This is a genomic window from Bradyrhizobium sp. ISRA442, from assembly GCF_038085055.1.
Taxonomy (GTDB): domain Bacteria; phylum Pseudomonadota; class Alphaproteobacteria; order Rhizobiales; family Xanthobacteraceae; genus Bradyrhizobium.
Window position 1 is genome coordinate 407,069 of record NZ_JALGCN010000001.1, and the last position, 23,667, is coordinate 430,735.

Sequence of the window (23,667 nt, forward strand, 5' to 3'; positions counted from 1 at the left end):
CACGCGCTAGGAGGCGCATGAAGAGAGAAAGCCGCGGCATCCAGTCGATCGAGGTCGGCGGAGAATTGCTCCGCGCGCTCGCCAGGAGCGGCGAGCCGATGATGCTGCGCGATCTCGCGCGCGAGGCCGGCATGACGCCGGCCAAAGCACATCCCTATCTCGCCAGCTTCTCCCGCATCGGGCTGATCGAGCAGGACGAAACCACCGGCCGCTACGAGATCGGCGCGCTGGCGCTGGAGCTCGGCCTGATCAGCCTGCGCCGGCTTTCCGGCGTGCGCATCGCAAGGCCGAAGATCGCGGCACTCGCGAGCCAGATCGGCCACGCGGTCTCACTGGCGGTGTGGGGCACGCATGGTCCGACCGTGGTGCAGCTCGAAGAGCCCGGCCAGCCGGTTCACATCGTGATGCGCGCCGGTTCGGTGATGGCGCTGCTGGAGACCGCGACCGGCCGCGCCTTTGCCGCCTTCCTGCCGGAGAAGACGATCAGCGCCGCACTCGAAAGCGGCCTCGACCGTCATGGGGTCGGCTACAATCCGAAGCGCGCAATCAAGAGCGCGAAGGTCACTGAGATGCTCGCCGAGGTCCGCAAGCACGGCCTCGCACGCGCGCTCGGCGATCCCCTGCCCGGCGTCAACGCGTTCTCCGCGCCGGTTTTCGATCATTCCGGCCATGTCGCGCTGGTCATCACCGCGATGGGCCCGGAAGGCACTTTCGATGCGCGCTGGGACAGCCCCATCGCCAATGCCTTGCGCGACTGCGCCGGCAGCATCTCGAAGCGGCTCGGCCACGGGGTGACGCTAGCGGCGGAGTGAGCGCAGGCTGCCGCATATAACAACCGCAGTCATGCCCCGCGCAGGCGGGGCATCCAGTACGCCATGGCGCCTCGGTTCAATCGCAGGCGTCACGGAGTACTGGATCGCCCGGTCAAGCCGGGCGATGACACCGGAGGATGCGGAGCCTACTTCTCCTTCACCGGCACCGTATAGTTCAGGATCAGCCGGCCGCCGTCCGGATAGATCGTCTGTCCGGTGATGTAGGACGCATCGTCGCTCGCCAGGAACGCGACGACGGAAGCGACCTCGCTCGGCTCGCCGCCGCGGCCGATCGGGGTGCGCGATAGCACGTTCTTGCGAGCATCCTCGGAAGTGTAGATCGCCGACGCCACCATGTCGGTCAGGATCGTGCCCGGCCCGACCGCCACCACGCGGATGTCGTGCGGAGCGAGCGCGACGGCAGCGACCGACGTGAGCTGCTTCATGCCGCCCTTGGAGATGGCGTAGGTCGCGAGCGTCGGGATCGCCAGCAGCGCGTTGACCGAGGACATGTTGATGATGACCCCGCCGCCGCCTTGCGCGATCATCTGCTTCGCTGCCGCTTGCACGCCGAAGAACGCGCCCTTCAGGTTGATGGCGATGACGTCGTCGAAATCCTGCTCGGAAATCTGCAGGATGTCCTGGTTGCGGGCGACGCCGGCATTGTTGACCATGATGTCGAGCCGGCCGAATTCCTTGACGGCGGTTGCGACGAGCTGGTCGACGTCGGCGCGCTTGGCGACATTGCCAACGACGGTGCGCAAGGCATCCGGCTGTCCGAGCTCGGCGGCCGTCTTGGCGAGGCCATCGGCATCGACATCCGAGATGACGACCTTGACGCCGTCGTCGAGGAATCGCTGTGCGCAGGCCTTGCCGATGCCGCGCGCCGCGCCGGTGATGGCAGCGACCTTGCCGGAAAGTTTCATGGGTCTCACTCCAGAATAGCTGCTCGCGGCGGGCCCACGCCGGGTGAGAGCTCCGACCTAGAGCGCCGCAAAGCCGAGATGAGCACGGAACCGGTTCGTGATAAAGACGGCATCGCGTGAGGGCAGCGAGCGCGCCGGATTTTCCGCCCGCACCTTGATGACGAAAAGGCGCGGCCCGTCGGCGGGCTCGCCGATTTGCGCCGCGAGGAGCTCCACCTCCTCGATCGTTCGCACGGTTCCGGTCGTGGCGAAGCCGCAAGCCGCGGCAATCGCCGTGAGATCGACGCCGCGCCCGGTGTGGCTCGCCTGCATGCCGGTCTCGCCAAAGTGCTGGTTGTCGATCACGACGATGTCGAGATTGCGCGGGCGCGCGACACCGACGGTGGCGATGCCGCCAAGCCCCATCAACTGTTCGCCGTCGCCGGTCAGGACCAGGATTCGCTTTTCCGGTTGCGCCTGCGCCAGGCCAAGCCCGATCAGCGCGGCGCCGCCCATCGCCCCCCAGAGATAGAAATTGTCGTCGCGGTCGCCGACCGCATGCAAGTCATAGGTGGGGGAACCGAGGCCGGCGACGATCAGCGTGTCCTGGCGATGCTTCAGGAGGGTCGCCACGGCGGCGCGGCGTTCGAGCTGGGGTTGGAGCGAGCTAGGCATGTGCAATCACCACTTCTTCCGGCCGATCAGGCGCTGTCCGATCAGCACCGCGATCTGCTGATCGGCGTCATAGGCGAGCGCCGCGGCGGATTGTACGGTCTCGATCAGGTCATCCGGCGTCTCGGCGCGCATCACCGTGACGCCGATCGCCTCCAGCGACGGCTGCGTCGCGCGGCTCATCGGCACCTGCCAGGGATTGAACTCGGCCCATTCGCCGCGCATCGTCACCAGCATCAGCAGCGGAAATCGGCCGATCGCCGACAGCGACAGCATGTTGATGCAATTGCCGACTCCGCTCGACTGCATCAGCAAGACGCTGCGCTGGCCGCCAAGCCAGGCACCCGCCGCGATCGCGACACCCTCCTCCTCGGTCGTCAGCACATTGGTGGTGACGTCGCGGTCGGCAGAGAACAGGCGGATGAGCTGGCTGTGGCCGGCATCCGGCACGTAGGACATCTGCCGGACGTCGGCGGCTTTCAGGACGCGATAGAGCTCGGAAGGCCAGTCATCGCCGGCGCGGGATTCGAGATTCGGTTGAGGGCTGTGCACCGCGGGTCTCCGTTGCATTCGGAAAGCACGCTAGCGATGTTCGGGTGCGATGACTCTAACCGTCTGGCACGACCAGATATCGAGGGATTGTATAGCTCTGTCTTCCCTCTCCCCTTGTGGGAGAGGGTGGCTCGCCGCGCAGCGGCGAGACGGGTGAGGGGTCTCTCTCCGCGTGCGCATCTCGGCTTAGGAATATGCTCAAGCAACCCCTCATCCGGCGCTTCGCGCCACCTTCTTCCAGAAGGGGAGAAGGGTGGGCACCGTCACTGGGGCTTGCAGCTCAATTCGCCGCGGTCTTTGCCGCCGGCATATAAATCTGCGCGTAACCTTCCTTGATCGCGGCGGTGATGCGGTCGAGGCGGCGGTCGATGTGTTTCTCCAGGACCGAGACACAGGCGGCCTCGTCGCGCGCTTTCAACCCCTCGACGACGGCGCGGTGCTCGGCTTGCGTGTTGGAGCGGTTGATGCGGTCCATGTCGATCCAGCGCACGAATCGGATGCGGGCGTTGACGTTGCGCAGGACGCGCAGCATCTCGGCATTGTTCGACATCGCCATCAGCCGCTCGTGAAAGGTCTCATCCAACTCGACCAGCTCGACCGAGGACCGCTCGCCGGGATCCGGACCGGTCGCTTCGAGGAATTTGAGCAGCGCGTCAATGTCCTCGTCCTTGGCACGCTTGATGGCGAGGCGGATCGAGGCGACCTCGATCGACTTGCGCAGCTCGTAGAGATCGAAGATCTCGTGCGCATCGAGCTCGCGGCAGAAAAAGCCCTTGCCGGGTGTGAAGCGCAGGAAGCCTTCGGTGTTGAGGCGATTGAGCGCCTCACGCAGCGGCGTGCGGCTGACGCCGAGCCGCTTGGCCAGCTCGCCCTCATTGAGCCTTTCGCCCGGCTTGAACTCGTAGCTCACGGCCATCGCCTTGAGCTGTTCATAGACGCGATCGACGATGCTATCGGAAGCCAGTTCCACGGTTGCTCTTCATAAGCTGCATTCATGCCCGAACACAGCCGAATATACCGGGGCTGCGTGGACGATGGCAATGCAAACGAAACCCTAGCAGCGCTTGTTCAGAGCTTTGCGACGGCTGGACTTAAGCGAAGGCGCGCGGGCGCAGCCCGGCATGAAACCAGGTGATCATGGAATAGATGTCATAAACCGGTAGACCCACTTCGGCCTGCAAGGCGGCCGCATAAGGTGGCATGTTGGTACATTCGAGCACGATGGCACCGACATCCGGATGCCTGGCGACGAGCTGCTTGCCGGCCTCGACCACGTCGCGCTCGGCCTGCGCGACGTCCATATCGTCCTTCTCGGCCTTGATGAGGACGCGGAAGAATTCCTTGCCGTTCTCGGTGCCGACCAGCGGCGTATCGAGCGGCACGCCGGCACCTTCGAGATGGGCCGGCGACAGCGTCGATCCGGAGACCGTGACAAGACCTACGCGCTTGCCGGGCGGCAGCGTCGCCTGTACCCAGGGCACCTGCATCAGCGATGAGGTTGCAACGGGAACGCCGACGGCGGCCGCGATCTCCTTCTGGAACAGCGAGAGGAAGCCGCAATTGGTGGTGATGGCTTCGGCCCCTAACCGCACCAGGTCCTTGGCCGCGTCGATGAAATCCGGCAGCAGTCCGGCCGCGCCTTTCAGCACGACCTTCTCCGGCGAAGCGCCGCTCACCACGCGATAGAGCACGGGGAACGGCCAGGTCGTGCCGTTGCCCATGTCGCCGGGAATGCGGGGAAAGCGCGCCTCCAGCATCAAGATGCCGAGCGGCGCGCCATAGATCGCCTTGCCGCCGCGGGCGACACGGGAAGACGAGTTGGCTGGATAGGTCATGGTGCGATCTCAGAGGAAACGATTTGGTGCGAAAGGAGCCAGAGAAATCTCCGGCGCCTTGCCGCTCAGAAGCTGCGCGACGAGACGGCCGGTGCGGGCCGACCCGACCAGGCCGACATGGCCATGGCCGAAGGCGTAGACGATGTCACGCGAGGCGCGCGCATAGCCGATGCAGGGACGGCCGTCAGGCATGCTCGGCCGATGGCCGAACCAGGTTTTTATGCGCGAGGCAGGAACGTCCTTGGGCAGCTTGGGGAACATGCTGAAGAGGTTGTTGCGCAAGATCTCGGCGCGCTTCCAGTTCGGCTCGGCATCGAGACCTGCGATCTCGACCGTGCCGGCGGCGCGCAGGCCCTTGTCCGTCCAGTTCACCACCATCTTGGCATCGGATGCCATCATCGAATTGCGCGGACCCGATTCCGGGTTCTCGATCATGACGTGATAGCCGCGCTCGGTCTCGAGCGGCAGCGGATCGCCGACCGATGCGGTCAGCCGCTTCGAGTGCGCGCCTGCGGCGATCACCGCGGCATCGCAAGGAATCTCGCCGGTCGCGGTGACGACCGCCACGAGCTTGTCGCCGGAAAGCTTGAGACCGGTCGCCTTGGCGCGGACGAACTTTGCGCCGCTCGCCAGCGCATGATTAGCGAGGGCCGCGACATAGGCGCCGGGATCGCGGCAGCGGCCGGCCTCCTCAACCACCACGCCAAACGTGTAGCGCGGATTGAGGTCGGGTTCGCGCTGACGCATCTCGTCGGCGGAAAGCTCCATCCATTCGACGCCGACGCGCTTGCGCAGGCGCCAGCCGAGATCATTGTCGAAATTGCCGCGCGACGGGAAGACATGCATCACGCCGTTGCGCTCGATCAGCTCGGGGACACCGGCCTCCTCTGCCAGCTTCTTGTGCAGGAGCGGCGCATCCTTCAGGAGATCGCGCAGCGCGAAGGCCGTCTGCTCGACGCGCGCCTCGGTCCAGCCCGAGAGCAGGTACTTGATCAGCCAGGGCAGCGCCTTTGGCAGGTACGACCAGCGGATCGCGAGCGGCCCGAGCGGGTCCATCAGATAGCCCGGCACTTTCTTCCAGACGCCCGGCTCGGCCGGCGGAATCACCGAATGCGACGACAGCCAGCCGGCATTGCCATAGCTCGCCGCCTGCGTGCCGCCCGGCTCACCCGGATCGATCAGCGTGACGCGATGGCCCTCGCGCAGCGCCTCGATGGCGCTGATCACGCCGACAGCGCCGGCTCCGATGATGGCAACGTGGCGGCCTTGCGACATCAGCTAAGCCTTCACCTCAGGGACAAAATCCTTGCCGACGGAGATCGCGCGCGGATCGATGATGCAATGCAGGATCGACGGCTTGCCCGACGCAAGCGCGCGCTCGAACGCCGGCGCGAATTCTTCCGTGCGCTCGACGCGCTCGCCATGGCCGCCGAACGCCTTCGCATACATCGCGAAGTCCGGGTTCTTGAGCTGGGTGCCGACCACGCGACCGGGATAGTCGCGCTCCTGGTGCATGCGGATGGTGCCGTATTGCGAATTGTCGACGACGATGACGATGAACGGCGCGTCATACTGCACGGCGGTCGCGAACTCCTGGCCGTTCATCAGGAAGCAGCCGTCACCGGCGAACGCGACGACGACGCGATCCGGATATTGTCGCTTGGCAAGCACCGCCGCCGGCACGCCATAGCCCATCGAGCCCGAGGTCGGCGCGAGCTGGGCGGCAAAGCTGTGGAAGCGGTGATGGCGATGGATCCAGCCGGCATAGTTGCCGGCACCGTTGCACACGATCGCGTCCTTCGGCAGGCGGTCGCGCAGCCACGTCATGACCTGGCCGTACTGGAACGTGCCCGGCAGCTCGCGCGCCTTTTCGGTCCAGGCAAGATAGTCGGCATGCGCCTTCGCCGCCTCGCCCTTCCAGGCCGGCGTCGAAGCCGGCTTCAGCGTTTCGACGGCGGCCGCGAACGCGGCGGGCGTCGCCTGGATCGCGAGCGCTGGTTGATAGATGCGGCCGAGCTCTTCGGAGCCCGGGTGAACGTGGATCAGCTTCTGCTGCGGGGTCGGAATGTCGAGCAGCGTGTAGGACGACGACGGCATCTCCGACATGCGGCCGCCGATCAGCAGGATGACATCGGCCTTGGTGATGCGGTCCTTCAGACTCGGGCTGGGGCCGATGCCGAGGTCGCCGGCATAGTGCGAGTGATCGGCGTCGATCAGCGAGGCCCGGCGGAACGAGGTCGCGACCGGCAAGTCAAACCGCTCGACAAAGCGCGCGATGCCCTTGGTCGCGTCAGCCGTCCAGCGCGAGCCGCCGAGGATGACGAGCGGCGCCTTGGCATTGGCGAGCATGGCGCCAAGCTTTTCGACGTCGGCGGGCGCAGGCCAGCTCACCGCCGGTTCGACGCGCATCGCATCGGCGACATCAGCGGTTTCGGTCAGCATGTTCTCCGGCAGCGCGATCACCACGGGACCGGGACGGCCCTGCATCGCGACGCGGAAGGCGCGCGCGACCAGCTCCGGAATGCGATCGGGGCGATCGATCTCGACGGCCCATTTCGCCATGGTGCCGAACACCGCCTTGTAGTCGAGCTCCTGGAACGCCTCGCGCTCGCGCATGCCGGTATCGACCTGGCCGACGAACAGGATCATCGGCGTCGAGTCCTGCATCGCGATGTGGACGCCGTGGCTGGCATTGGTCGCGCCGGGGCCGCGGGTGACGAAGCAGACGCCGGGCCGGCCCGTGAGCTTGCCATAGGCTTCCGCCATCATCGCGGCGCCGCCCTCGGCGCGGCAGATCACGACGTCGATCGGGCTGTCATGCAGCGCATCGAGTGCCGCCAGATAGCTCTCGCCCGGCACGCAGGTGACGCGCTCGACGCCCTGGGCGACGAGCTGATCGATCAGGATCTGGCCCCCGGTGCGGGTGTTGCGAATGGTCATGACAGCTCCCTACAGGCTCTGGCGATGCGTTCCACCGCCTCGCGCAAGTTTTGTTCGGAGGTGGCGTAGGACAGGCGGAAATAAGGTGCAAGGCCGAAACAGCTACCCGGCACCACGGCCACGTCATGCCTCTCCAGAAGGTAGCGGCAGAACGCGCTGTCGCTGTCGATCGTGGCACCGTCGGGTGCACGGCGGCCGATCAGGCCGGCGCAGCTTGCATAGGTGTAGAACGCACCTTCCGGCCGACGGCAGGTGACCCCGTCGATGGCGTTCAGCGCATCGACGACGATGTCGCGGCGGCGCTGGAACGCGGCGCGGCGCTCGATCAGAACATCTTGCGGTCCGGTCAGCGCGGCGATCGCCGCGGCCTGGCTCACCGAGGATGGATTGGTCGTGCTCTGACTTTGCACCACGGCAATTGCCGCAATCAACTCGCGCGGGCCGCCGCCATAGCCGACGCGCCAGCCGGTCATGGCATAGGCCTTGGAGACACCGTTCACGGTCAGCGTGCGGGATTTCAGGCTCGGCTCGAGCGCCGCCGCCGTAACGAACGGCATGCCGTCATAGATCAGATGCTCGTAGATGTCGTCGGCGATCAGCCAGACATGCGGATGGCGCTTCAGCACATCGAGGATCGGGCGAAGCTGCGCCGCCGAGTAGGCCGCGCCGGTCGGATTGGACGGCGAGTTGAGCAGCAGCCAGCGCGTGCGCGGCGTGATCGCGCGTTCGAGATCGGCGGCATCGAGACGAAAGCCGTTCTCCTCGCGGCAGAGCACGTCGACCGGCGTGCCGTCGGCGATCCGCACCATGTCGGCATAGCTGGTCCAGTAGGGCGCGGCGAGGATGACCTCGTCGCCGGGACTCAAGCTCGCCATGAACGCGTTGTGGATCACCTGCTTGGCGCCGGCACCGGCGGTGATCTCGTCCGCGGCATAGACGAGGCCGTTCTCGCGGCGGAACTTCTCTGATATCGCCGCCTTCAATTCCATCGTGCCGTCGAGGATGGTGTATTTGGTCTGGCCGGCGCGAATGGCGCGCTCGGCGGCGTCCTTGGCGTGATCGGGCGTGTCGAAATCAGGCTCGCCGGCGCCTAGCACGATCACCGGCCGCCCCTCGCGCTTAAGCTTCTGCGCGACCGCGCCGATCTTCAGGATCTCCGAGACGCCGATCGCGCTGATGCGCCGCGCGGGGCGGAAGCCGGTAGCTGAAGCCTGGACGGTCACGGGAAGGCCCCTAGCCGCGCGCGGCGATGGCGATCACTTCGATGCGGTAGGCGGGATCGGCCAGCTCGACCTTGCCGCAGGCACGCGTCGGCGCGTTGCCAGGGACGACCCAGGCATCATAGACCGCGTTCATGGCGTCGAAATCGTCCATGGTCTTGAGCCAGACCTGCACGCTGAGCAGGCGCGACTTGTCGGTGCCGGCGCGCGCCAGCATGTCGTCGACCTTCGCCAGCGCCTCGCGGGTCTGCTGGGTAATATCGGCGGTTTTGGTATCCGCCACCTGCCCTGCGAGGAAAACGAGGTCGCCGAACACGGAGGCGCGGCTGCGGCGGGCGTTCTGGTCGATGCGGGTGATGTCCGACATGGCGTGTCCTTAATTCTTGGCGGCAAGTCTTAGCGGTCTGCCGCGATGATGCGGCGGCAATGATCGAGCGCGGCACCGATCAGATTGTCGCTCGCCTCCGGCGTGCGGAACGCCGAATGCGCCGACAGCGTCACGTTCGGCAGCGTGGTCAGAGGATGGCCGGCCGGCAGCGGCTCGACCGTGAAGACGTCGAGGCCGGCATGGGCGATGTGGCCCGAGCGCAGCGCGTCGAGCATCGCGTCCTCGTCGACCACCGCGCCGCGCGCGGTGTTGATCAGGATGCTGCCGGGACGCATCATCGCGATGCGCTCGCGCGACAGGAAGCCCTTGGTCTCGTCGTTGAGCAACAGATGCAGCGAAACGACGTGGCTGTCCGCGAGCAGTTTTTCCAGCGGGACGAATTCGACGCCCGGATGCGTCTTCGGCGTCCTGTTCCAGGCGATCACCTTCATGCCGCAGCCGAGCGCCATGCGCGCAGCTTCCGCGGCAATGCCGCCGAAGCCGATCAGGCCGAGCGTCTTGCCGGTGAGCTGGACGGCGTCGCGCCGCAGCCAGTTGCCTTCGCGCATGCCACGGTCCATCTCGCCAAAGCTTTTTGCAGAGGCCCACATCAGCGCGATCGCGCATTCGGCAACCGCGGTGTCGCCATAGCCCTTGATGGTGTGCACGGAGATGCCGCGCTCGCCAAGCTCTTCCGGATTCATGTAGCTGCGCGCGCCGGTGCCGAGGAAGACGACATGCTTCAGCTTGGGGCACTTGGCGGCGATCGCGGTCGGCACCGCCGTATGGTCGACGATCATGATTTCCGCGCCGTCGAGCAAGCCAGGCAGATCGTCGGGCTTGATCGACGGGTTGCGGTTGATGCCGACCGGCAGCTTGTCGGCGCGCAGCAGCTTCTCGGTCACCGCTGCCAGGGTGTCGTTCGCATCGACGAATAGGGCGCGCACAGGCCTCTCCTTCAGCTCACTTCTTTATTGCGTTCAATTTTGTATTCAGACTTGAATGCGATTTGCAACCCCAGCCAATGCAGAATTTTACTCAATCCTGCCAAGATATTGGGCGCCTTTCCGCCTCGCCGCACAAATGAACAGCAAGCTGAAATACTGTATTGCATTTTATCCTGAATACAGAAATAGTCCAGAGGCCGGACATCATCCGAGCCAAATACAAGGAGGCAAAGTCCATGAATCGCAGGGATGCACTCACCACTGTCGCGCTGGCGGGCGCCGCGATTGCCGCGAGCAGTTCGGTCAAGGCCGACGCCGCGCCGACCTCCACGCTCGATCGCATCAAGAAGAACGGCGTGCTGCGCATCGCGGTCATCGTTGGCCAGGAGCCTTATTTCCATAAGGACCTAGCCACCGGTCAGTGGTCGGGCGCCTGCGTCGAGATGGCCAACGACATAGCCAGCAAGCTCGGCGCCAAGGTCGAGACGCTGGAATCGACCTGGGGCAACCAGATCCTCGACCTGCAGGCCGACAAGGTCGACCTCGCCTTCGCCGTGAACCCGACGCCCGAGCGCGCCCTCGTCATCGACTTCTCGACGCCGATCCTGGTGCACTCCTTCACCGTCATCACCAAAAAGGGCTTTGCCAAGCCGCAGACCTGGGCCGAGCTCAACAAGCCCGAGGTCAAGATCGCCGTCGACATCGGCTCGACGCACGAGACGATCGCGCGCCGCTATTGCCCGAAGGCGACGATCCTCGGCTTCAAGAACCGCGACGAGGCGATCCTCGCGGTCGCGACTGGCCGCGCCGACTGCAACGTCTCGCTGGCGGTGCTCTCGGTCTCGACCCTGAAGAAGAACCCGAACCTTGGCGATCTCGCGATCCCGCGACCACTGCTCACGCTGCCGACCAACATGGGCATCCGCGCCGAGAGCGATCGCCGCTACAAGGATTTCCTCAGCGCCTGGGCCGACTACAACCGCTCGATGGGCCAGACCCGCGAATGGATGCTGAAGGGCTTTGAGGCGGTCGGCCTCACCGCAGACGACCTTCCGGGTGAAGTGCAGTTCTGACGGCGATGTATGTCTGGGAGTTCGCGGCGCTCAAGCCGTATTGGGGCCTGATCTGGCAAGGGCTCCTGGTCACACTGTTCTACACGGTGACCACGGTGGTCGCGGGTCTCGTGATCGGACTGACTGTCGGTATTTTGCGCACGACGGCACCGCGCTGGATCACGGTGCCGCTGCGCCTCTATATCGAGGTGTTTCGCTGCACGCCGCTCTTGGTGCAGCTCGTCTGGGTCTACTACGCCCTGCCCGTGCTGATCGGCGTCGACATGACGCCGGCAATGGCCTGCTTCATCGCGCTGTCGCTCTATGCCGGCTCGTTCTACGCGGAGATCTTTCGCGGCGGCATCGAGGCCGTCGACGTCGGCCAGTGGGAAGCCGGACGCGCCATCGGCATGCGGCGCGGAAAGATCTTCCGCCGCATCGTGCTGCCGCAGGCAACGCAGGTGATGATCCCCTCTTTCATCAACCAGACGATCATGCAGCTCAAGAACACCTCGCTGGTGTCGGTGGTCGCGGTCGGCGATCTCCTGTACCAGGGCTCGGTCATCACGGCGTCGAGCTACCGGCCGCTGGAAGTCTACACCACGATTGCCGTGCTCTATTTCGTCGTGCTGTTCCCGCTGACCCTGGTCGCAGACCAGGTCGAGCTGCGGATGGGAGCGCATCGATGAGCGCGAACGGCGCGACGCTGATCGCAAACAACATCCACAAGGCGTTCGGCGATCACGAGGTGCTCAAGGGCGTCTCGCTCTCGGTCGAACGCGGCGAGGTCGTTACCCTGATCGGCGCTTCCGGCTCCGGCAAGTCGACCTTTTTGCGCTGCCTGAACCTCCTGGAAATGCCGCAGCAGGGCGAGCTTGCGATCGGCACGCACAAATTCGCCTTCGGCAAGGGCGTGCGCGCCGCGACCGACGCGCAGCTCGCGCTGCTTCGACGCAGCGTCGGCATGGTGTTCCAGCACTTCAACCTGTTCCCGCACATGTCGGTGCTTTCCAACATCACCGAAGGCCCGGTGCAGGTGAAGGGCATGGCGCAAGCCGAAGCCAACGAGCTCGGCCGAGACCTGCTCGCCAAAGTCGGCCTCGCCGACAAGGCCGACACCTTTCCGAGCCGCTTGTCAGGCGGCCAGAAGCAGCGCGTCGCAATCGCCCGCGCGCTCGCAATGAAGCCTGATGTGATGCTGTTCGACGAGCCGACCTCGGCGCTCGATCCCGAGCTCGTCGGCGAAGTCCTCTCCGTCATCCGTGGCCTTGCCGCCGAAGGCATGACCATGGTGCTGGTCACGCACGAGATGGCCTTCGCTGCCGACGTCTCCACCCGCGTCGGCTTCATGAACGACGGCGTCATGGCCGAGATCGGCACGCCCGAAGAGACCATCCGCCAGCCGCGCAGCGAACGGCTGAAGGGGTTTTTGAGCCGGTTTCACGAGGCGAACTAGGGTCGTGTACTCCTCGACCGCGCGGCTCGGAATTTTGTGCCGATGCGGCGCTTGGTCGATAAGCCAGCGATTGCGTCGACATTTGTCGAATGATTTCGAGCTAACTGGCTCAAAGCGTAACGGCTGAATGAGCGGAGCGGGACATCTCTACGTCTTCCCCGCCAGCTCCGATAACCATGCGCGCCATCCCATTGGTGGACCGGCTCAGCGCTAGATGATTGCCTCAGTTTCGTCTTGTGATCCCGGGCCAATAAATTACGAGATATGGTCACACCGGGCTGCCTCAGGCGCATCAGGCTATTGACATAGGTCAAGATGCGGTCTTCGCAGCTCCCGACGTTTGCCGAAATCACAAGTCGGTGCCGAATGAGAACCGCGAAACACCCTGCAAACGCTACCCTGCCGTCGATACCAAGCTCTGCCGGGGGGATCGCTCGCCTCGTGTGTGCCCGACTTCGGGATGCGAAAGTTGACCCGGCTCCGATCGTCTCAGCCGCAGGCTTGGCAATCGACGACGTTGAGGACCGCAAGCGCCGCATCGACGCCAGAGCGCAGATGAGACTCCTCGAGCTCGCTGCCAGGAAATTGCAGGACGACTGCTTCGGATTCCATTTGGCTCAAGACTTCGAGCTGGGGGAGATTGGACTTCTGTACTACGTCATGGCCTCATCAGAGCGGCTCGCTGACGCCTTGCAAACTGGAGGACGTTACTGCGCGATCAACAACGAGGGCGTACGGCTGCGGACGTCCCTGGAGCGCGGATTCACCATCGGACTCGAGTATGTCAACATCGATCGTCTATCGGACCGTCACCACACGGAATTTTGGCTAATCGCGCTTGTCCGTATCTGTCGCGGATTGACTGACGGCAGGCTGGCTCCAAGGCAGATCAAACTAAAACACTACAGACGCGAAACGCCCCTGGATGTCCGATCCCAGCTTGGATGCGACATCGAGTTTGCGGCGGATAGCGACGAGGTGTTGTTTCCCTCGCGGATCGGCACGTTGCCGGTCGTTGGGGCCGATTCGCACCTCAATAAGCTGTTGCTTCAATATGCCGATGAAGCCCTGAGCAAACGGACGTCGCCGCGGGCCGAGCTACGGTCTCGTGTCGAAGATCAGATCGCCCAACTGCTTCCGCACGGCAAAGCCAACGCTGCGGAGGTCGCGCGCCGTCTTGGCATGAGCCGGAGAACTCTCGCTCGGGCTTTATCATCCGAGGGCGCAGGCTTTTCGAGCGTGCTCGAAGCGTTTCGAAATGCGCTTGCGCGCCGCTACCTCAGGGAAGAGGAGCTGCCGATTTCCCAGATCGCATGGTTGTTGGGCTACACCGAGGTCAGTTCCTTCACGCATGCCTTCGTTCGTTGGACCGGCCTCACGCCAAAGGCGTATCGGGGCTCGAACGATGTTCCCTGATACGCTGGCACAAAGCCCTGATACGGTGGCACAAAGCCTCAATTCCCTGGCACAGAATAGCAAGACTTGGCGGCTCGTATTCCGCTAGGCCAGTGCCATGCGTTCAAACAAACTCGTGTCTGAGCTCACGTCGTGTTGGTTCAAGCTAGGGGCGCGTTTTTCGGCGCCATGACCAAACACGACTGGCTATTCCTGGCTTGCTCGATCTGGTTCATCGGTCTTTTGGTGACGCTGTTCTGGATCCTGTTCGCGACTTGAAGCGACGACGCCGACCTCGGCGCTCGATGCCGAGCGCGTCCGGTAAGGTGCGCTCCTTCGTCCGCGGCTTTGCCGCCCATCTCGCGAACTACCCCTTTATGAGTACACCCTAGTGGCTGTTGAAGATCACGAGATCAAGCGCTGAACTTCCCTCGCCTAGACCCATAGTTGTGTCCGAGCCTGCACGCTGGACGCTTCGCGAAATTTCAGGCGCCGGCCGGCACGGCACACCGCACTTTAATTCCAGCAAACGCAGGAGGAGCACATGCGCAAGTCTCTCGCCGCTTTCCTTTCCGGCGTGGCTCTGGTCATTGCGGCGTCAACCGCTCTGGCCGGAGAGCAGGTCCTTGAGTTCAAGCTCGTCACCAAGCCGATCGACTACAAGGTAACAGAGGCAGCAAACATCGAAGGCAAGACGGTCGCGTCCGGCAAATTGTTCGGCGTCGCCCTTTTCAAGGACGGCCGCATCGGGGTGAAGGAGTTCGTCAATTCCTCAGACTTGCTCAAAGGCTCGGGCCCCTTCTACGGCTACAGCACCTACACGTTCGAGGACGGCTCGATCACGGCGCGCTACACCGGCTCGGTCAAAGATGGAAAGTCAACGGGCGAATATACGATCCTCTCGGGGACGGGCGCCTATGCGAACGCTACGGGTACCGGCACTATCGAAAGCGCGCCGAACCCATTCAAGGGCGTCAACCTCTTGAACATCAAACTGGTCATCAGAACGCCCGGCACGTAAGCGGCCGTACGCACATAGGCGCCTCCGAAACTCTGGCGTCGTGAGGCGCGGTCTTGCTCATGCGGCGCGCCGCAACACGCGGTCTGCGGCGCGCCGGATTGCGCTGGGGGCTCGCGCCAGAGGCGGAAGCGAGAGCGGGCATTCGCCTGGCCGATGGGATAACGGCTGATCGAAGATCGCGAGCGGTTCTATTCCGAGGTTGAACTGCGGCCGGGCGCTGAGCATCTTTGGTGTCCCTCTATGCTTCGGGTCGATGGCGAGATGCGAGGCATACGCCGAGAAAGGGCAAAGTTGCTTCCGCTTGCGACGCCTGAACCAAGATCAAGTCGCTGAAGACGAATCTTCATCGAGCTTGAACTGGAGGTTCGCCCCTCAAACATCGCTCGATACATGCCTCTTGGACATTTTACACAATGGTGGAGGTAGCCCCATGCCGATCGTTCAATTTACTCGCTTCAAAACCGACAAGGCCGAGGAAATGGTCCAGATTGTCGGGCAGGCGAAGAAAATATTCGAGAAACACGGCGCCGAATTTCTTCGGCTCTCCCGTTTCCACACCGGCCAGTGGGCGGGACAGTTGTTGGTCACGACGCGCTACGCCAATTGGGAAGTTTACGGCAAGGTGCAGGAGGCCGTGGCAAAGGATCCCGAGTTCGCGCAGGTGCTGGCCAACGGCATGAAGATTTCCGAACTGCAGGGCCGTAACATCGCCGTCAGCATCGATCTCTAGTCAGGCGGCCCCGCACGCACCACGTCAAGCGCGAAAGGCCGCCGGACATAGGCCGGCGGCCTTTCAACTCTGATGATTGCACTGGCCATAAGCGGACATTGCACCAACTGGCGCATGAATGGTTCCCAGCGTAAGCTGCCAACGTCGGCCCCCAAGAGGCCGAGTGTATTTTGGGAGGATGCCAAGATGTCAGCCAGCCGTACCGTGAGCCTGTCGTTTGCGACCGCGATCCTGCTGAGTACAAGCCTACTTGGCTCCGCGCACGCAAAGCCGCTCATGATCGTCGGCCTCGACGAGAAGCTTTTGTGGGACGACAACGGCAAGCCGATCCTGGCCGCGCCGGGCAAGGATCAGGTCCTGATCGTGGATCTCGCATCCCCTGAGAGCCCGAAGATCGTCGCTTCTCTGCCGCTCAAGAACTCGGTGGTCGGACCACCGGTGAACGTTGCGATCAATCCAACCGGAACAGTCGCGCTCGTGGCTGACTCCGTCGATGTCGTCAAGGATGGCGATGCACTAAAGCAGGTGCTGGACAACAAGATTTACGTGATCGATCTGCAGGCCAACCCGCCTAAACTGACTGCCACGCTGACTGGTGGAAAACAGCCCTCCGGGCTGAGCTTCAGTCCAGATGGCAAGATGGCGCTGGTCGCCAATCGCGGCGACAACTCCATCAGTGTCCTTTCGGTAAGCGGCAGCGACGTGAAGATCATTGACAGCGTGGCGATGCCCGATAGCGTATCGCACGTGACATTCACGCCCGACGGCAAGCGAGCGCTCGTCGCCCGCTTTCCTGCTCACAAGATCTCATTGCTGGACGTCGGGGGCGACAAGGTGACGTATAGCAAGATAGACCTGCCGACCGGCCTGTGGCCCTACAATGTCGCGGTGGCGCCTGGCGGCAATATTGCGCTTACATCCGACAACGGCAACGCGGGTGCCTCGGACGGCAGCGTCGACACGGCAAGTGTCATTGATCTCGAGGCCAATCCGCCGCGCATCATCGATCGCGTGGTGGTTGGCGACGGACCGGAAGGACTAGCCATCAGTCCCAAGGGCGACGTCGCTGTTTCTGTCATTCTCCGCGGCTCCAACACGAAGAACGCGTACTTTTATGAAAAGAACGGCAGCATTTCGGTGCTGAAGATCGATGGCAAGAAAGTCACTAAGACCCAAGATATCGAGGTCGGTGGTTTGCCAGAGGCCGCGGTCTTCACGCCCGATGGCAGATACCTTCTCGTCGGCAACTACCTTACACAGGACTTCTCGATATTGAAGGTCGATGGCGCCAACGTGACGGATACCGGCAAGCGTTTCCAGGTGCCGGGACATCCCGCCTCAGCGAGGATGGGACCGTAGCGGCGGGTTGAGCAGGAGAGAGAGAGAGAGAGAGAGAGAGAGAGAGACTTTTACGGCCAAGAATTTTGTCTGGACCTGCAACAAGGAAACAAAAGAACAGGCGTACAATGAGAGAATGTAGCCGCGATCATGCGAATCGCGGACCTGAAGGTTTGCGGCTCGCTTCTTCGCAAGAGATCGATGGTAGGAGCGGATGGCGCGCGCGACGAACGCGCCCTCCGCGCGGAGCCGATCACCTGGTCCCATGTATAAATGCTTGCATCTCCTCTATGGTAAGCTTGCCATCCCTATTGCTGTCCATTGCCTTGAAAATCCGTTCGTGAGCTGCCTGAAACTCCTGCAGCGAGATTGTCCCATCACCATCGGCGTCCATCAGAGCGAACATCATACGCATCATAAAAGGTGATCCCATCGCCCTCCCACCCATCATGCCGCGCCCCATCATATGTCCTCCCATCATGCCGTGCCCCATCATACCGCCTTGCCCCATGGTGCTCGCGCCTTCCTGGTTCATGGAATGGGATTGCATTTGTTGCTGATCTGGCTGGGGCGTCATTCGGTCCTGTGCAATCGCACCGGCAATACCGCACGCCACAATGAGAGCAGATGTCGTGAGTCCCAGAACGCGCATGTACATTCGAACCTCCTCGGAAACATGCAGCCCGTCCCACTAATTCCGCACGAGCGGTATTGATCCTCCGGTACATGGTTCGAGACGCGCCGTAAGGGGGGCTCCTCACCATGAGGGTCCAAGATTTCGCCGCAAAGCAAGACCTCATCCTGAGGAGCCCGCCAAAAAGCGGGCGTCTCGAAGGATGGCCGCAGGGAATCCGCTCACGTAGGATGGGTTGAGCTCTTGCGAAACCAACCGCTCCCTACCTGTGTTTCAATAGAGTTGATGGGTTTCGCTTCGCTCTACCCATCCTACGAGCTGGCCCGGAGGTCTATGAGTCCACAACTTAGTCCCGCGAGACCCGCGGCGTCGACGGCGTGACGTTCGCCGGCGTGTGGAAATCGAGGCGCGCGCGATTTTCCTCGCGCACGCCGGTGTCGTCGCCAAACTCCAGATAATTTTGTGCGTCGAGCGTCCATTGCGGCCACGCCACCGCCGGCGTGCCCGGGTCTCCCGTGCGCGCGAAGGCGATGAGAGTGGCCATCATGCGATCCGACAGCGCGCGATCGAACTCGGTCCAGACACGCGTAGTGCGGAACTTGTTGAAGGCGTCCTGCGTGCCAAACCAATAGGGCACGTCGGACGTGTGATACGCGCCGATCTTCTGCGGATTGTCGAAGAATTCGACGCCGGGCGCAAAGGGATGCACGCGCGAGAACATGTACATGTAGAACGGCGCCTTGCCGGTCTTCTTCTGCGCCACGGCCCAGTTGCGTGTGCCAGCCTCGACTAGCCCCTCGCGCGCGGCAAGCAATCCCATCGCCTTGGCTTCGCCGTCGGTCTTGGCAGGATAGAGCGCGAGGAAGCGGTCGGCCTGATCGCCATAGAGTTTTCCTGCAGCCGCCATATAAGCTTCGAGATTCCCCGCAGTACGCAGATCGTTCGAGCTTTCGTCGCGGGTGAAGCCGGCCACCGTGGCGACGTCGTTCTGCTTTCCGGCGGCAAAGATATTCGGCACGGTGTCGGGCAGGACATGGCCGTCGATATCGAGCGGAACAGAGATCGTGCCGGCACAGCCGAGCTGGCAATCCTTCTGGATCGCCAGGATCCTGTCGGCCTGAATCAGCCGCATTTCGGCGAGCGAAGACGCGCCCAGCGCCGACTGCACTTCGAGGCCGATCTTCTCGGCGTCCGGCAGCTTCGGGAATTTGAAGCGGTTGTCGAACATGCTCAGGCTCATCGCAAAGCCGCGATTGAACAGACCCTTCGCCAGCGGGCTCGCTTCGAGCGCGGATACCGACATGGCACCCGCCGACTGCCCAGTGATGGTGACGTTATCGGGATCGCCGCCAAATTGCGCGATGTTGCGCTTGATCCATTGCAGGACCGCAACCTGGTCCATCAGGCCGTAATTTCCGGAAGCACGGTGCGGCGATTCCGCGGTCAGCTCAGGATGGGCAAGATTGCCCAAAATGCCGACACGATAGTTGAAGCTGACGAAGATCGTGCCCTTCTTGGCGACGTTCTCGCCGTCGTACATCGCCATACCGCTGGAGCCGAGCGTGAAGCCGCCGCCGTAGATCCAGACCACGACGGGGAGCTTTGCGCCTGGCTTGGCCTCGCCGCTCGCCCAGATGTTCAAATAGAGGCAGTTTTCGCACGTGGCCTCCTCACCAAAATAGTGATTGAGATTGTGCCGGCGCAGCACCTGAATGCATTCAGGCGCCAACCGATCGGCATGATAGACGCCCTTCCACGCTTCGACCTTCTGCGGCGCACGCCAGCGGAGATCGCCGAGCGGCGGCGCGGCATAGGGGATGCCGAAATAGGCCTTGACGCCCGACGCCAGCATCTTGCCGGAGACCGCGCCGCTGTCGATGCTGACGGGATCGCCAGGAATGGGCGTTACGACAATCTGCGCGGATGCCGGCGCGACGACTGAGGCCGCGAGCATCGCGAGGCTCGCGCCCAACAGGACCGATTGCAACACGAGGTGTGCGAATTTGCGATTGACCACCTTCATCTTGCCTCCTTCGTTCTTCTTTTTACGCCATCGCGGCGCGATGGGACCGTTTGGTCAACTCCGCCCAGAGGCAGAAGCGCTCGCCCTGGTTGAGGGCGGCAATATGAAACGACTGGCCGAAGATCGCGAGAGGCTCGCTGCCGGACTCCAACCGCGGCCAGACTTCCGCGACGTCGGGCCGGCCGGTCGCAACGAAGCGCAGCACGCTCGCCTGAAACCGCACCGCCACCTCGACATCCGCCGGCGTCATCGGCCCGCCCTTGCGCCGCAGGATCGGGCGATCGATGAAATCAGGCAGATGCGCCCAGAGGCAGGCATTGTCGGCGCCGTGGGTCGGCCCTTGCGACAGAAACGGCTCCAGCGCCGGACGATGATCGAACCGGCTCAGCCACACCGCACCGCCGACTGCTGCGTGAAGCCGCGCCAGATCGGCCATCGGGCGGTGCCAAAACGCATCCGACAACAGCGCCTCGTAGGGATCTTCGTCGGCGCGCGCCGTCGCGCGGTAGCAGGCAGCTAAGCGCTCCCAGCCGGCATCGCCGAAGGCGGCGCGCACCTGCCGCTCGGTGATGCGGATCATCGCGGCCGGCGGGGTGCTCTGCAAAAACATCACCATCTCGTCGCGGCAGGAGCCGAGCCAGAGCGGAATGTCGCGCAAGGAGCCGTCGGCGAAGACGTCGCGCGGCTCGCGCGGGATCACGGCGCCGTCAAGCACCGGGCCGAACACGGTGCCTGATTCGGTCTCATCCGCGAGCCTCCGACCGACGCGCTCCACCGCCGCGAAGAGCTGCGGCAACGGCACATCCGCGATCGCTGCGGGATGGTGCGCAAGCTCGAGCTCGGCGAGCACGCGGACGGCGACCTCGTCGGCATGATCGACGCTCGTGATGTTTCGGCCGGGCGCGCTGAGCGCAAGGGCGCGAATGAACTTGCCCTTGGCTTGCGGCAAGGTTGCCAACGCAATCACCATGGACGCGCCGGCCGATTGGCCCGACAGCGTCACCGCGTCCGGATCGCCACCGAAATTCGCGATGTTGGCTCGCACCCAGTCGAGCGCTAAGAGCGCGTCCGACATCGCGAGATTGTTGGCCTCGTCCAGTCCGTGGCGATGGAGCTGCAGGAAGCCGAGCGGACCGAGTCGGTAGTTGATGGTGACGATCACCGCCGGACCGTGCACGGCAAGGAAGGCGCCGTCGTAATCGGCGCCGCCACCGGTGACGAAGGCGCCGCCATGAACGAAGAACAGCACCGGCAACGGGCGATCGGCGCCTGCCGGCGTCCAGATGTTCAGGCTGAGACAGGACGCCTCGTCAGCATGATCGAGGTGACCGGGCTGCGGCGCGTAGGCGCCGTAGTCCGTGCAGCGGTGCGGCTCCGTCCAGGCGCGAGGCGGTGCTGCCTTCGCAAAGCGCCGTGCGACCGCGAACGGCACGCCCTTGAAGGCGCGCACGCCAGCCCGCTCGGTGCCGACAATGAGCCCGCTCGTCGTCGGAACTACGTCGGTCAGCATGCGATCGTCACCCTGTCTTTCGCTTCAGCCGCGCGGCTTGCCGAGATCGGCGATGTCGACGGTGTGGGTTTCGCGCGCGGTCGCCGCGGATGCTGCCGAGATCACGCAGCAGCAGGCGACGAAGATCGCGACGGGGATCCAGCCATTGGGCCCCTCACCGACCAGGCTCGCGCTCACCAGCGGCGTGAAGCCGGCGGCGAGGAAGCCGAGCTGGGTGCCGATCGCGGTGCCGGAGTAGCGCACGCGCGCCTCGAACATCTCGGCATAGAAGGACGGCCAGATCGCGTTCGGCGCGGCGTAGATGATGCCGGACAGGATCATCGCGGCGGCGAAGATCGCGAGCGTATTCCCCGAGGTCACCGCGATGAAGTACGGGAACACCAGCACTGCGCAGCCGAGCACGCCGCCGATGAACACCGGCTTGCGGCCGATACGGTCGGCCAGCAGCGCCCATAGCGGCTGGGTGATCAGCGCGGTGACGTTGCCGAGCACGCCGGCCCACAGCATGGTCGGACGCGCCACGCCGAATTTGCTCGTTGCGTAGCCGAGTGCGAACACGGCGGTCATGGTGCTCACGGTGGCGATCAGCGCGCAGACGATCACGCGCAGCACATCCGACCAGTAGTCGCGCAAAAGGGCGACCACCGGGAAACGGGCGACCTTTGCCTTGTCCTTGATCGCGTTGAAGACAGGCGTTTCGGGCATGGTCCGGCGCACGAGATAGGCGACCAGCAGCACGAGCGCCGAGAGCAGGAACGGAATGCGCCAGCCCCAGCTCAAGAGCTGGTCCTCCGGCAGTCTCGACACCGGGATGAACACCAGCGTCGCCAAGATCGCGCCGGCCTGCGTGCCGCTGAGCGTCCAGCTCGTGAAGAAGGCGCGGTTGGAGTTGGCGGAGTGCTCCAGCGTCAGCGAGTTCGCCCCGCTCTGCTCGCCGGCCGCCGACAGCCCCTGCAAGAGGCGGAGCAGCGTCAGGATGATCGGCGCGGCGTTGCCGATCGCTTTGGCGTCCGGCAACAGGCCGATGGCGAGCGTCGAGCCGCCCATCAGGACGAGCGTGAATAGCAGGACCGTCTTGCGGCCGATGCGGTCGCCGAAATGACCGAGGATGATGGCGCCGACCGGCCGGGCAATGTAGCCGATGCCGAAGGAGAGCAGCGCGAGCAGCGTTGCGGTCGAGGGATTGACATTGGCGAAGAACACTTTTGGAAAGATCAGCGCGGCCGCGGTGCCGTAGATGAAGAAGTCGTAGTATTCGAGCATGCTGCCGACGAAGCTGACAAGCGCGGCGCGCTTCGGCAGCTTGTTCTCGGTGGCCTCAGTCGCGGATGGCGCGTGCAGCGACGCGGTTGACGTCAACGTCATGAAATCTCCTCCCCAATCACAGCGCTTGCTGCGGCTCGCGTCCGGCAGGTCGTCCGCCTCGCGCGTTTTATGGTTCTAGTTGCCGCAACCTCGATTTGGGACGATAATGTACGAACTAGTACGTTTATGCAAGATCGTGCCGAAGCGACGTCTCGACAGGCGAAATTTGCCTTCACGTTCAAGGTGATCCATAGGACTGGCGGGAGAAACAGTGATGCTCGAGCGCATGCCGCCCCCACCCAAGCGCACCAACGACCCCGAGCGCACCAAGCGCGACATCCTCGAAGTGGCGACGGAGGAATTCGCCCGCGAGGGCTATTCCGGCGCCCGCGTCGATGCGATCGCGGCGCGAACCCGCACCTCCAAGCGGATGATCTATTACTATTTCGGCGGCAAGGAGCAGCTCTACCTCGCGGTGCTGGCGGAGGCCTATCGCAGCATCCGCGCGCTGGAGGATCAGCTCGACATCGCGCGCTGCGACGCTCGCGAGGGACTGCGCCGGCTGATCGAGGCGACCTTCGACCACGACGAGCGCAATCCGAACTTCATCCGCCTCGTCAGCATCGAGAACATTCACTACGGCAAGCACCTCAAGCAGACGCCGCAACTGCGCCAGCTCAACGCCAGCGTGATCGCAACGCTCAGTGGCATCCTCGCGCGCGGCCGTGCGGAAGGCGTGTTTCGCGACGACGTCGACGCCATCGACCTGCATCAAGCCATCAGCTCCTACTGCTTCTTCCGCGTCGCCAATCGCCACACCTTCGGCGCGCTGTTCGACCGCGACCTCAGCGACCCGAAGGTGCTGGCGAAGAGCCGGCAGCAGATCGTGGAGATGATATTGGCCTGGCTGGCGGTGGGCAAGTGAGGGAAGCAGTCAGGCGGACGAAACCGTT

Annotated in this window: 23 protein-coding genes; 9 read left to right on the forward strand and 14 right to left on the reverse strand. The window is 63.8% G+C overall.

The genetic code is table 11. The features are described 5' to 3' along the window. The first annotated feature begins 17 nt into the window (after nt 1–17). Nucleotides 18–812, forward strand: coding sequence for an IclR family transcriptional regulator (locus tag MTR72_RS01845; RefSeq protein ID WP_280966021.1), 795 nt, complete (start codon nt 18–20; stop codon nt 810–812). Nucleotides 813–958: 146 nt separating this feature from the next. Here MTR72_RS01845 and MTR72_RS01850 read toward each other — a convergent pair whose 3' ends face one another. The 10 genes from MTR72_RS01850 to MTR72_RS01895 form a co-directional block, all read right to left on the reverse strand. Continuing rightward, nucleotides 959–1,738, reverse strand: coding sequence for an SDR family NAD(P)-dependent oxidoreductase (locus MTR72_RS01850; protein WP_280966022.1), 780 nt, complete (start codon nt 1,736–1,738; stop codon nt 959–961). Between the two features lie 57 nt (nt 1,739–1,795). After that, nucleotides 1,796–2,392: a thiamine pyrophosphate-dependent enzyme gene (locus MTR72_RS01855; RefSeq protein WP_280966023.1), complete on the reverse strand. Its 597-nt coding sequence runs from the start codon at nt 2,390–2,392 to the stop codon at nt 1,796–1,798. A gap of 6 nt (nt 2,393–2,398) precedes the next feature. Further along, complete coding sequence (locus MTR72_RS01860) at nt 2,399–2,959, reverse strand: thiamine pyrophosphate-binding protein (RefSeq protein WP_445819540.1); 561 nt, start codon at nt 2,957–2,959, stop codon at nt 2,399–2,401. Between the two features lie 262 nt (nt 2,960–3,221). Beyond that, nucleotides 3,222–3,911 (reverse strand): GntR family transcriptional regulator, encoded by a 690-nt coding sequence (locus MTR72_RS01865; protein ID WP_280966025.1) that lies wholly within the window; start codon nt 3,909–3,911, stop codon nt 3,222–3,224. Nucleotides 3,912–4,032: 121 nt separating this feature from the next. Then, nucleotides 4,033–4,776, reverse strand: a complete 744-nt coding sequence (locus MTR72_RS01870; RefSeq protein ID WP_280966026.1) for an aspartate/glutamate racemase family protein — start codon at nt 4,774–4,776, stop codon at nt 4,033–4,035. A gap of 9 nt (nt 4,777–4,785) precedes the next feature. Continuing rightward, a complete protein-coding gene (locus MTR72_RS01875; protein WP_280966027.1) occupies nt 4,786–6,051 on the reverse strand; it encodes an NAD(P)/FAD-dependent oxidoreductase in 1,266 nt (421 codons plus the stop codon). A 3-nt stretch (nt 6,052–6,054) separates the two neighbouring features. Continuing rightward, on the reverse strand, nt 6,055–7,716 hold the full coding sequence (locus MTR72_RS01880; RefSeq protein ID WP_280966028.1) for a thiamine pyrophosphate-binding protein: 1,662 nt from the start codon (nt 7,714–7,716) through the stop codon (nt 6,055–6,057). Then, nucleotides 7,713–8,939, reverse strand: a complete 1,227-nt coding sequence (locus tag MTR72_RS01885) for a pyridoxal phosphate-dependent aminotransferase (protein WP_280966029.1) — start codon at nt 8,937–8,939, stop codon at nt 7,713–7,715. The genes MTR72_RS01880 and MTR72_RS01885 overlap by 4 nt, the downstream gene beginning before the upstream one ends. A 10-nt stretch (nt 8,940–8,949) precedes the next feature. Next, on the reverse strand, nt 8,950–9,303 hold the full coding sequence (locus MTR72_RS01890; protein ID WP_280966030.1) for a RidA family protein: 354 nt from the start codon (nt 9,301–9,303) through the stop codon (nt 8,950–8,952). A 29-nt stretch (nt 9,304–9,332) separates the two neighbouring features. Continuing rightward, a complete protein-coding gene (locus tag MTR72_RS01895; RefSeq protein WP_280966031.1) occupies nt 9,333–10,250 on the reverse strand; it encodes a D-2-hydroxyacid dehydrogenase family protein in 918 nt (305 codons plus the stop codon). Nucleotides 10,251–10,486: 236 nt separating this feature from the next. Between MTR72_RS01895 and MTR72_RS01900 the strand changes: the two genes are divergently transcribed. The 7 genes from MTR72_RS01900 (at nt 10,487) to MTR72_RS01930 (ending at nt 17,263) form a co-directional block, all read left to right on the forward strand. Then, nucleotides 10,487–11,323, forward strand: coding sequence for a transporter substrate-binding domain-containing protein (locus MTR72_RS01900; RefSeq protein ID WP_280966032.1), 837 nt, complete (start codon nt 10,487–10,489; stop codon nt 11,321–11,323). A gap of 5 nt (nt 11,324–11,328) precedes the next feature. Further along, nucleotides 11,329–11,991 (forward strand): amino acid ABC transporter permease, encoded by a 663-nt coding sequence (locus tag MTR72_RS01905; protein ID WP_280966033.1) that lies wholly within the window; start codon nt 11,329–11,331, stop codon nt 11,989–11,991. Further along, on the forward strand, nt 11,988–12,758 hold the full coding sequence (locus tag MTR72_RS01910) for an amino acid ABC transporter ATP-binding protein (RefSeq protein ID WP_280966034.1): 771 nt from the start codon (nt 11,988–11,990) through the stop codon (nt 12,756–12,758). The genes MTR72_RS01905 and MTR72_RS01910 overlap by 4 nt, the downstream gene beginning before the upstream one ends. A 366-nt stretch (nt 12,759–13,124) precedes the next feature. Beyond that, entirely contained in the window at nt 13,125–14,174 is a 1,050-nt protein-coding gene (locus tag MTR72_RS01915; protein WP_445819541.1) for an AraC family transcriptional regulator ligand-binding domain-containing protein, read from the forward strand. A gap of 523 nt (nt 14,175–14,697) precedes the next feature. Then, nucleotides 14,698–15,174, forward strand: coding sequence for a hypothetical protein (locus MTR72_RS01920; RefSeq protein WP_341510030.1), 477 nt, complete (start codon nt 14,698–14,700; stop codon nt 15,172–15,174). A 430-nt stretch (nt 15,175–15,604) separates the two neighbouring features. Beyond that, nucleotides 15,605–15,904 carry a hypothetical protein gene (locus MTR72_RS01925; protein WP_280966037.1) on the forward strand — a complete coding sequence of 100 codons (300 nt, stop codon included), beginning with the start codon at nt 15,605–15,607 and terminating at the stop codon, nt 15,902–15,904. A gap of 186 nt (nt 15,905–16,090) precedes the next feature. Further along, nucleotides 16,091–17,263 carry a lactonase family protein gene (locus tag MTR72_RS01930; RefSeq protein WP_280966038.1) on the forward strand — a complete coding sequence of 391 codons (1,173 nt, stop codon included), beginning with the start codon at nt 16,091–16,093 and terminating at the stop codon, nt 17,261–17,263. Between the two features lie 232 nt (nt 17,264–17,495). Here the strand turns inward: MTR72_RS01930 and MTR72_RS01935 are convergent, their stop codons facing one another. From MTR72_RS01935 to MTR72_RS01950, 4 genes are all read right to left on the reverse strand, one after another. Continuing rightward, nucleotides 17,496–17,900, reverse strand: coding sequence for an EF-hand domain-containing protein (locus tag MTR72_RS01935; protein WP_280966039.1), 405 nt, complete (start codon nt 17,898–17,900; stop codon nt 17,496–17,498). Between the two features lie 322 nt (nt 17,901–18,222). After that, entirely contained in the window at nt 18,223–19,899 is a 1,677-nt protein-coding gene (locus tag MTR72_RS01940) for a carboxylesterase/lipase family protein (RefSeq protein ID WP_341510031.1), read from the reverse strand. A gap of 22 nt (nt 19,900–19,921) precedes the next feature. After that, nucleotides 19,922–21,409, reverse strand: a complete 1,488-nt coding sequence (locus MTR72_RS01945; RefSeq protein ID WP_341510032.1) for a carboxylesterase/lipase family protein — start codon at nt 21,407–21,409, stop codon at nt 19,922–19,924. Nucleotides 21,410–21,433: 24 nt separating this feature from the next. Next, complete coding sequence (locus tag MTR72_RS01950) at nt 21,434–22,774, reverse strand: MFS transporter (RefSeq protein ID WP_280966042.1); 1,341 nt, start codon at nt 22,772–22,774, stop codon at nt 21,434–21,436. 214 nt (nt 22,775–22,988) lie between these two features. Between MTR72_RS01950 and MTR72_RS01955 the strand changes: the two genes are divergently transcribed. Beyond that, on the forward strand, nt 22,989–23,639 hold the full coding sequence (locus MTR72_RS01955; protein ID WP_280966043.1) for a TetR/AcrR family transcriptional regulator: 651 nt from the start codon (nt 22,989–22,991) through the stop codon (nt 23,637–23,639). Nucleotides 23,640–23,667: the final 28 nt, after the last annotated feature.

Excerpts from the sequence above, each read along its gene's own strand:
- MTR72_RS01845 (WP_280966021.1), top strand. The coding sequence starts at position 18 with ATGAAGAGAGAAAGCCGCGGCATCCAGTCGATCGAGGTCGGCGGAGAA.
- MTR72_RS01850 (WP_280966022.1), bottom strand. The coding sequence starts at position 1,738 with ATGAAACTTTCCGGCAAGGTCGCTGCCATCACCGGCGCGGCGCGCGGC.
- MTR72_RS01855 (WP_280966023.1), bottom strand. The coding sequence starts at position 2,392 with ATGCCTAGCTCGCTCCAACCCCAGCTCGAACGCCGCGCCGCCGTGGCG.
- MTR72_RS01860 (WP_445819540.1), bottom strand. The coding sequence starts at position 2,959 with ATGCAACGGAGACCCGCGGTGCACAGCCCTCAACCGAATCTCGAATCC.
- MTR72_RS01870 (WP_280966026.1), bottom strand. The coding sequence starts at position 4,776 with ATGACCTATCCAGCCAACTCGTCTTCCCGTGTCGCCCGCGGCGGCAAG.
- MTR72_RS01875 (WP_280966027.1), bottom strand. The coding sequence starts at position 6,051 with ATGTCGCAAGGCCGCCACGTTGCCATCATCGGAGCCGGCGCTGTCGGC.
- MTR72_RS01880 (WP_280966028.1), bottom strand. The coding sequence starts at position 7,716 with ATGACCATTCGCAACACCCGCACCGGGGGCCAGATCCTGATCGATCAG.
- MTR72_RS01890 (WP_280966030.1), bottom strand. The coding sequence starts at position 9,303 with ATGTCGGACATCACCCGCATCGACCAGAACGCCCGCCGCAGCCGCGCC.
- MTR72_RS01900 (WP_280966032.1), top strand. The coding sequence starts at position 10,487 with ATGAATCGCAGGGATGCACTCACCACTGTCGCGCTGGCGGGCGCCGCG.
- MTR72_RS01905 (WP_280966033.1), top strand. The coding sequence starts at position 11,329 with ATGTATGTCTGGGAGTTCGCGGCGCTCAAGCCGTATTGGGGCCTGATC.
- MTR72_RS01910 (WP_280966034.1), top strand. The coding sequence starts at position 11,988 with ATGAGCGCGAACGGCGCGACGCTGATCGCAAACAACATCCACAAGGCG.
- MTR72_RS01915 (WP_445819541.1), top strand. The coding sequence starts at position 13,125 with ATGAGAACCGCGAAACACCCTGCAAACGCTACCCTGCCGTCGATACCA.
- MTR72_RS01920 (WP_341510030.1), top strand. The coding sequence starts at position 14,698 with ATGCGCAAGTCTCTCGCCGCTTTCCTTTCCGGCGTGGCTCTGGTCATT.
- MTR72_RS01925 (WP_280966037.1), top strand. The coding sequence starts at position 15,605 with ATGCCGATCGTTCAATTTACTCGCTTCAAAACCGACAAGGCCGAGGAA.
- MTR72_RS01930 (WP_280966038.1), top strand. The coding sequence starts at position 16,091 with ATGTCAGCCAGCCGTACCGTGAGCCTGTCGTTTGCGACCGCGATCCTG.
- MTR72_RS01935 (WP_280966039.1), bottom strand. The coding sequence starts at position 17,900 with ATGTACATGCGCGTTCTGGGACTCACGACATCTGCTCTCATTGTGGCG.
- MTR72_RS01940 (WP_341510031.1), bottom strand. The coding sequence starts at position 19,899 with ATGAAGGTGGTCAATCGCAAATTCGCACACCTCGTGTTGCAATCGGTC.
- MTR72_RS01945 (WP_341510032.1), bottom strand. The coding sequence starts at position 21,409 with ATGCTGACCGACGTAGTTCCGACGACGAGCGGGCTCATTGTCGGCACC.
- MTR72_RS01950 (WP_280966042.1), bottom strand. The coding sequence starts at position 22,774 with ATGACGTTGACGTCAACCGCGTCGCTGCACGCGCCATCCGCGACTGAG.
- MTR72_RS01955 (WP_280966043.1), top strand. The coding sequence starts at position 22,989 with ATGCTCGAGCGCATGCCGCCCCCACCCAAGCGCACCAACGACCCCGAG.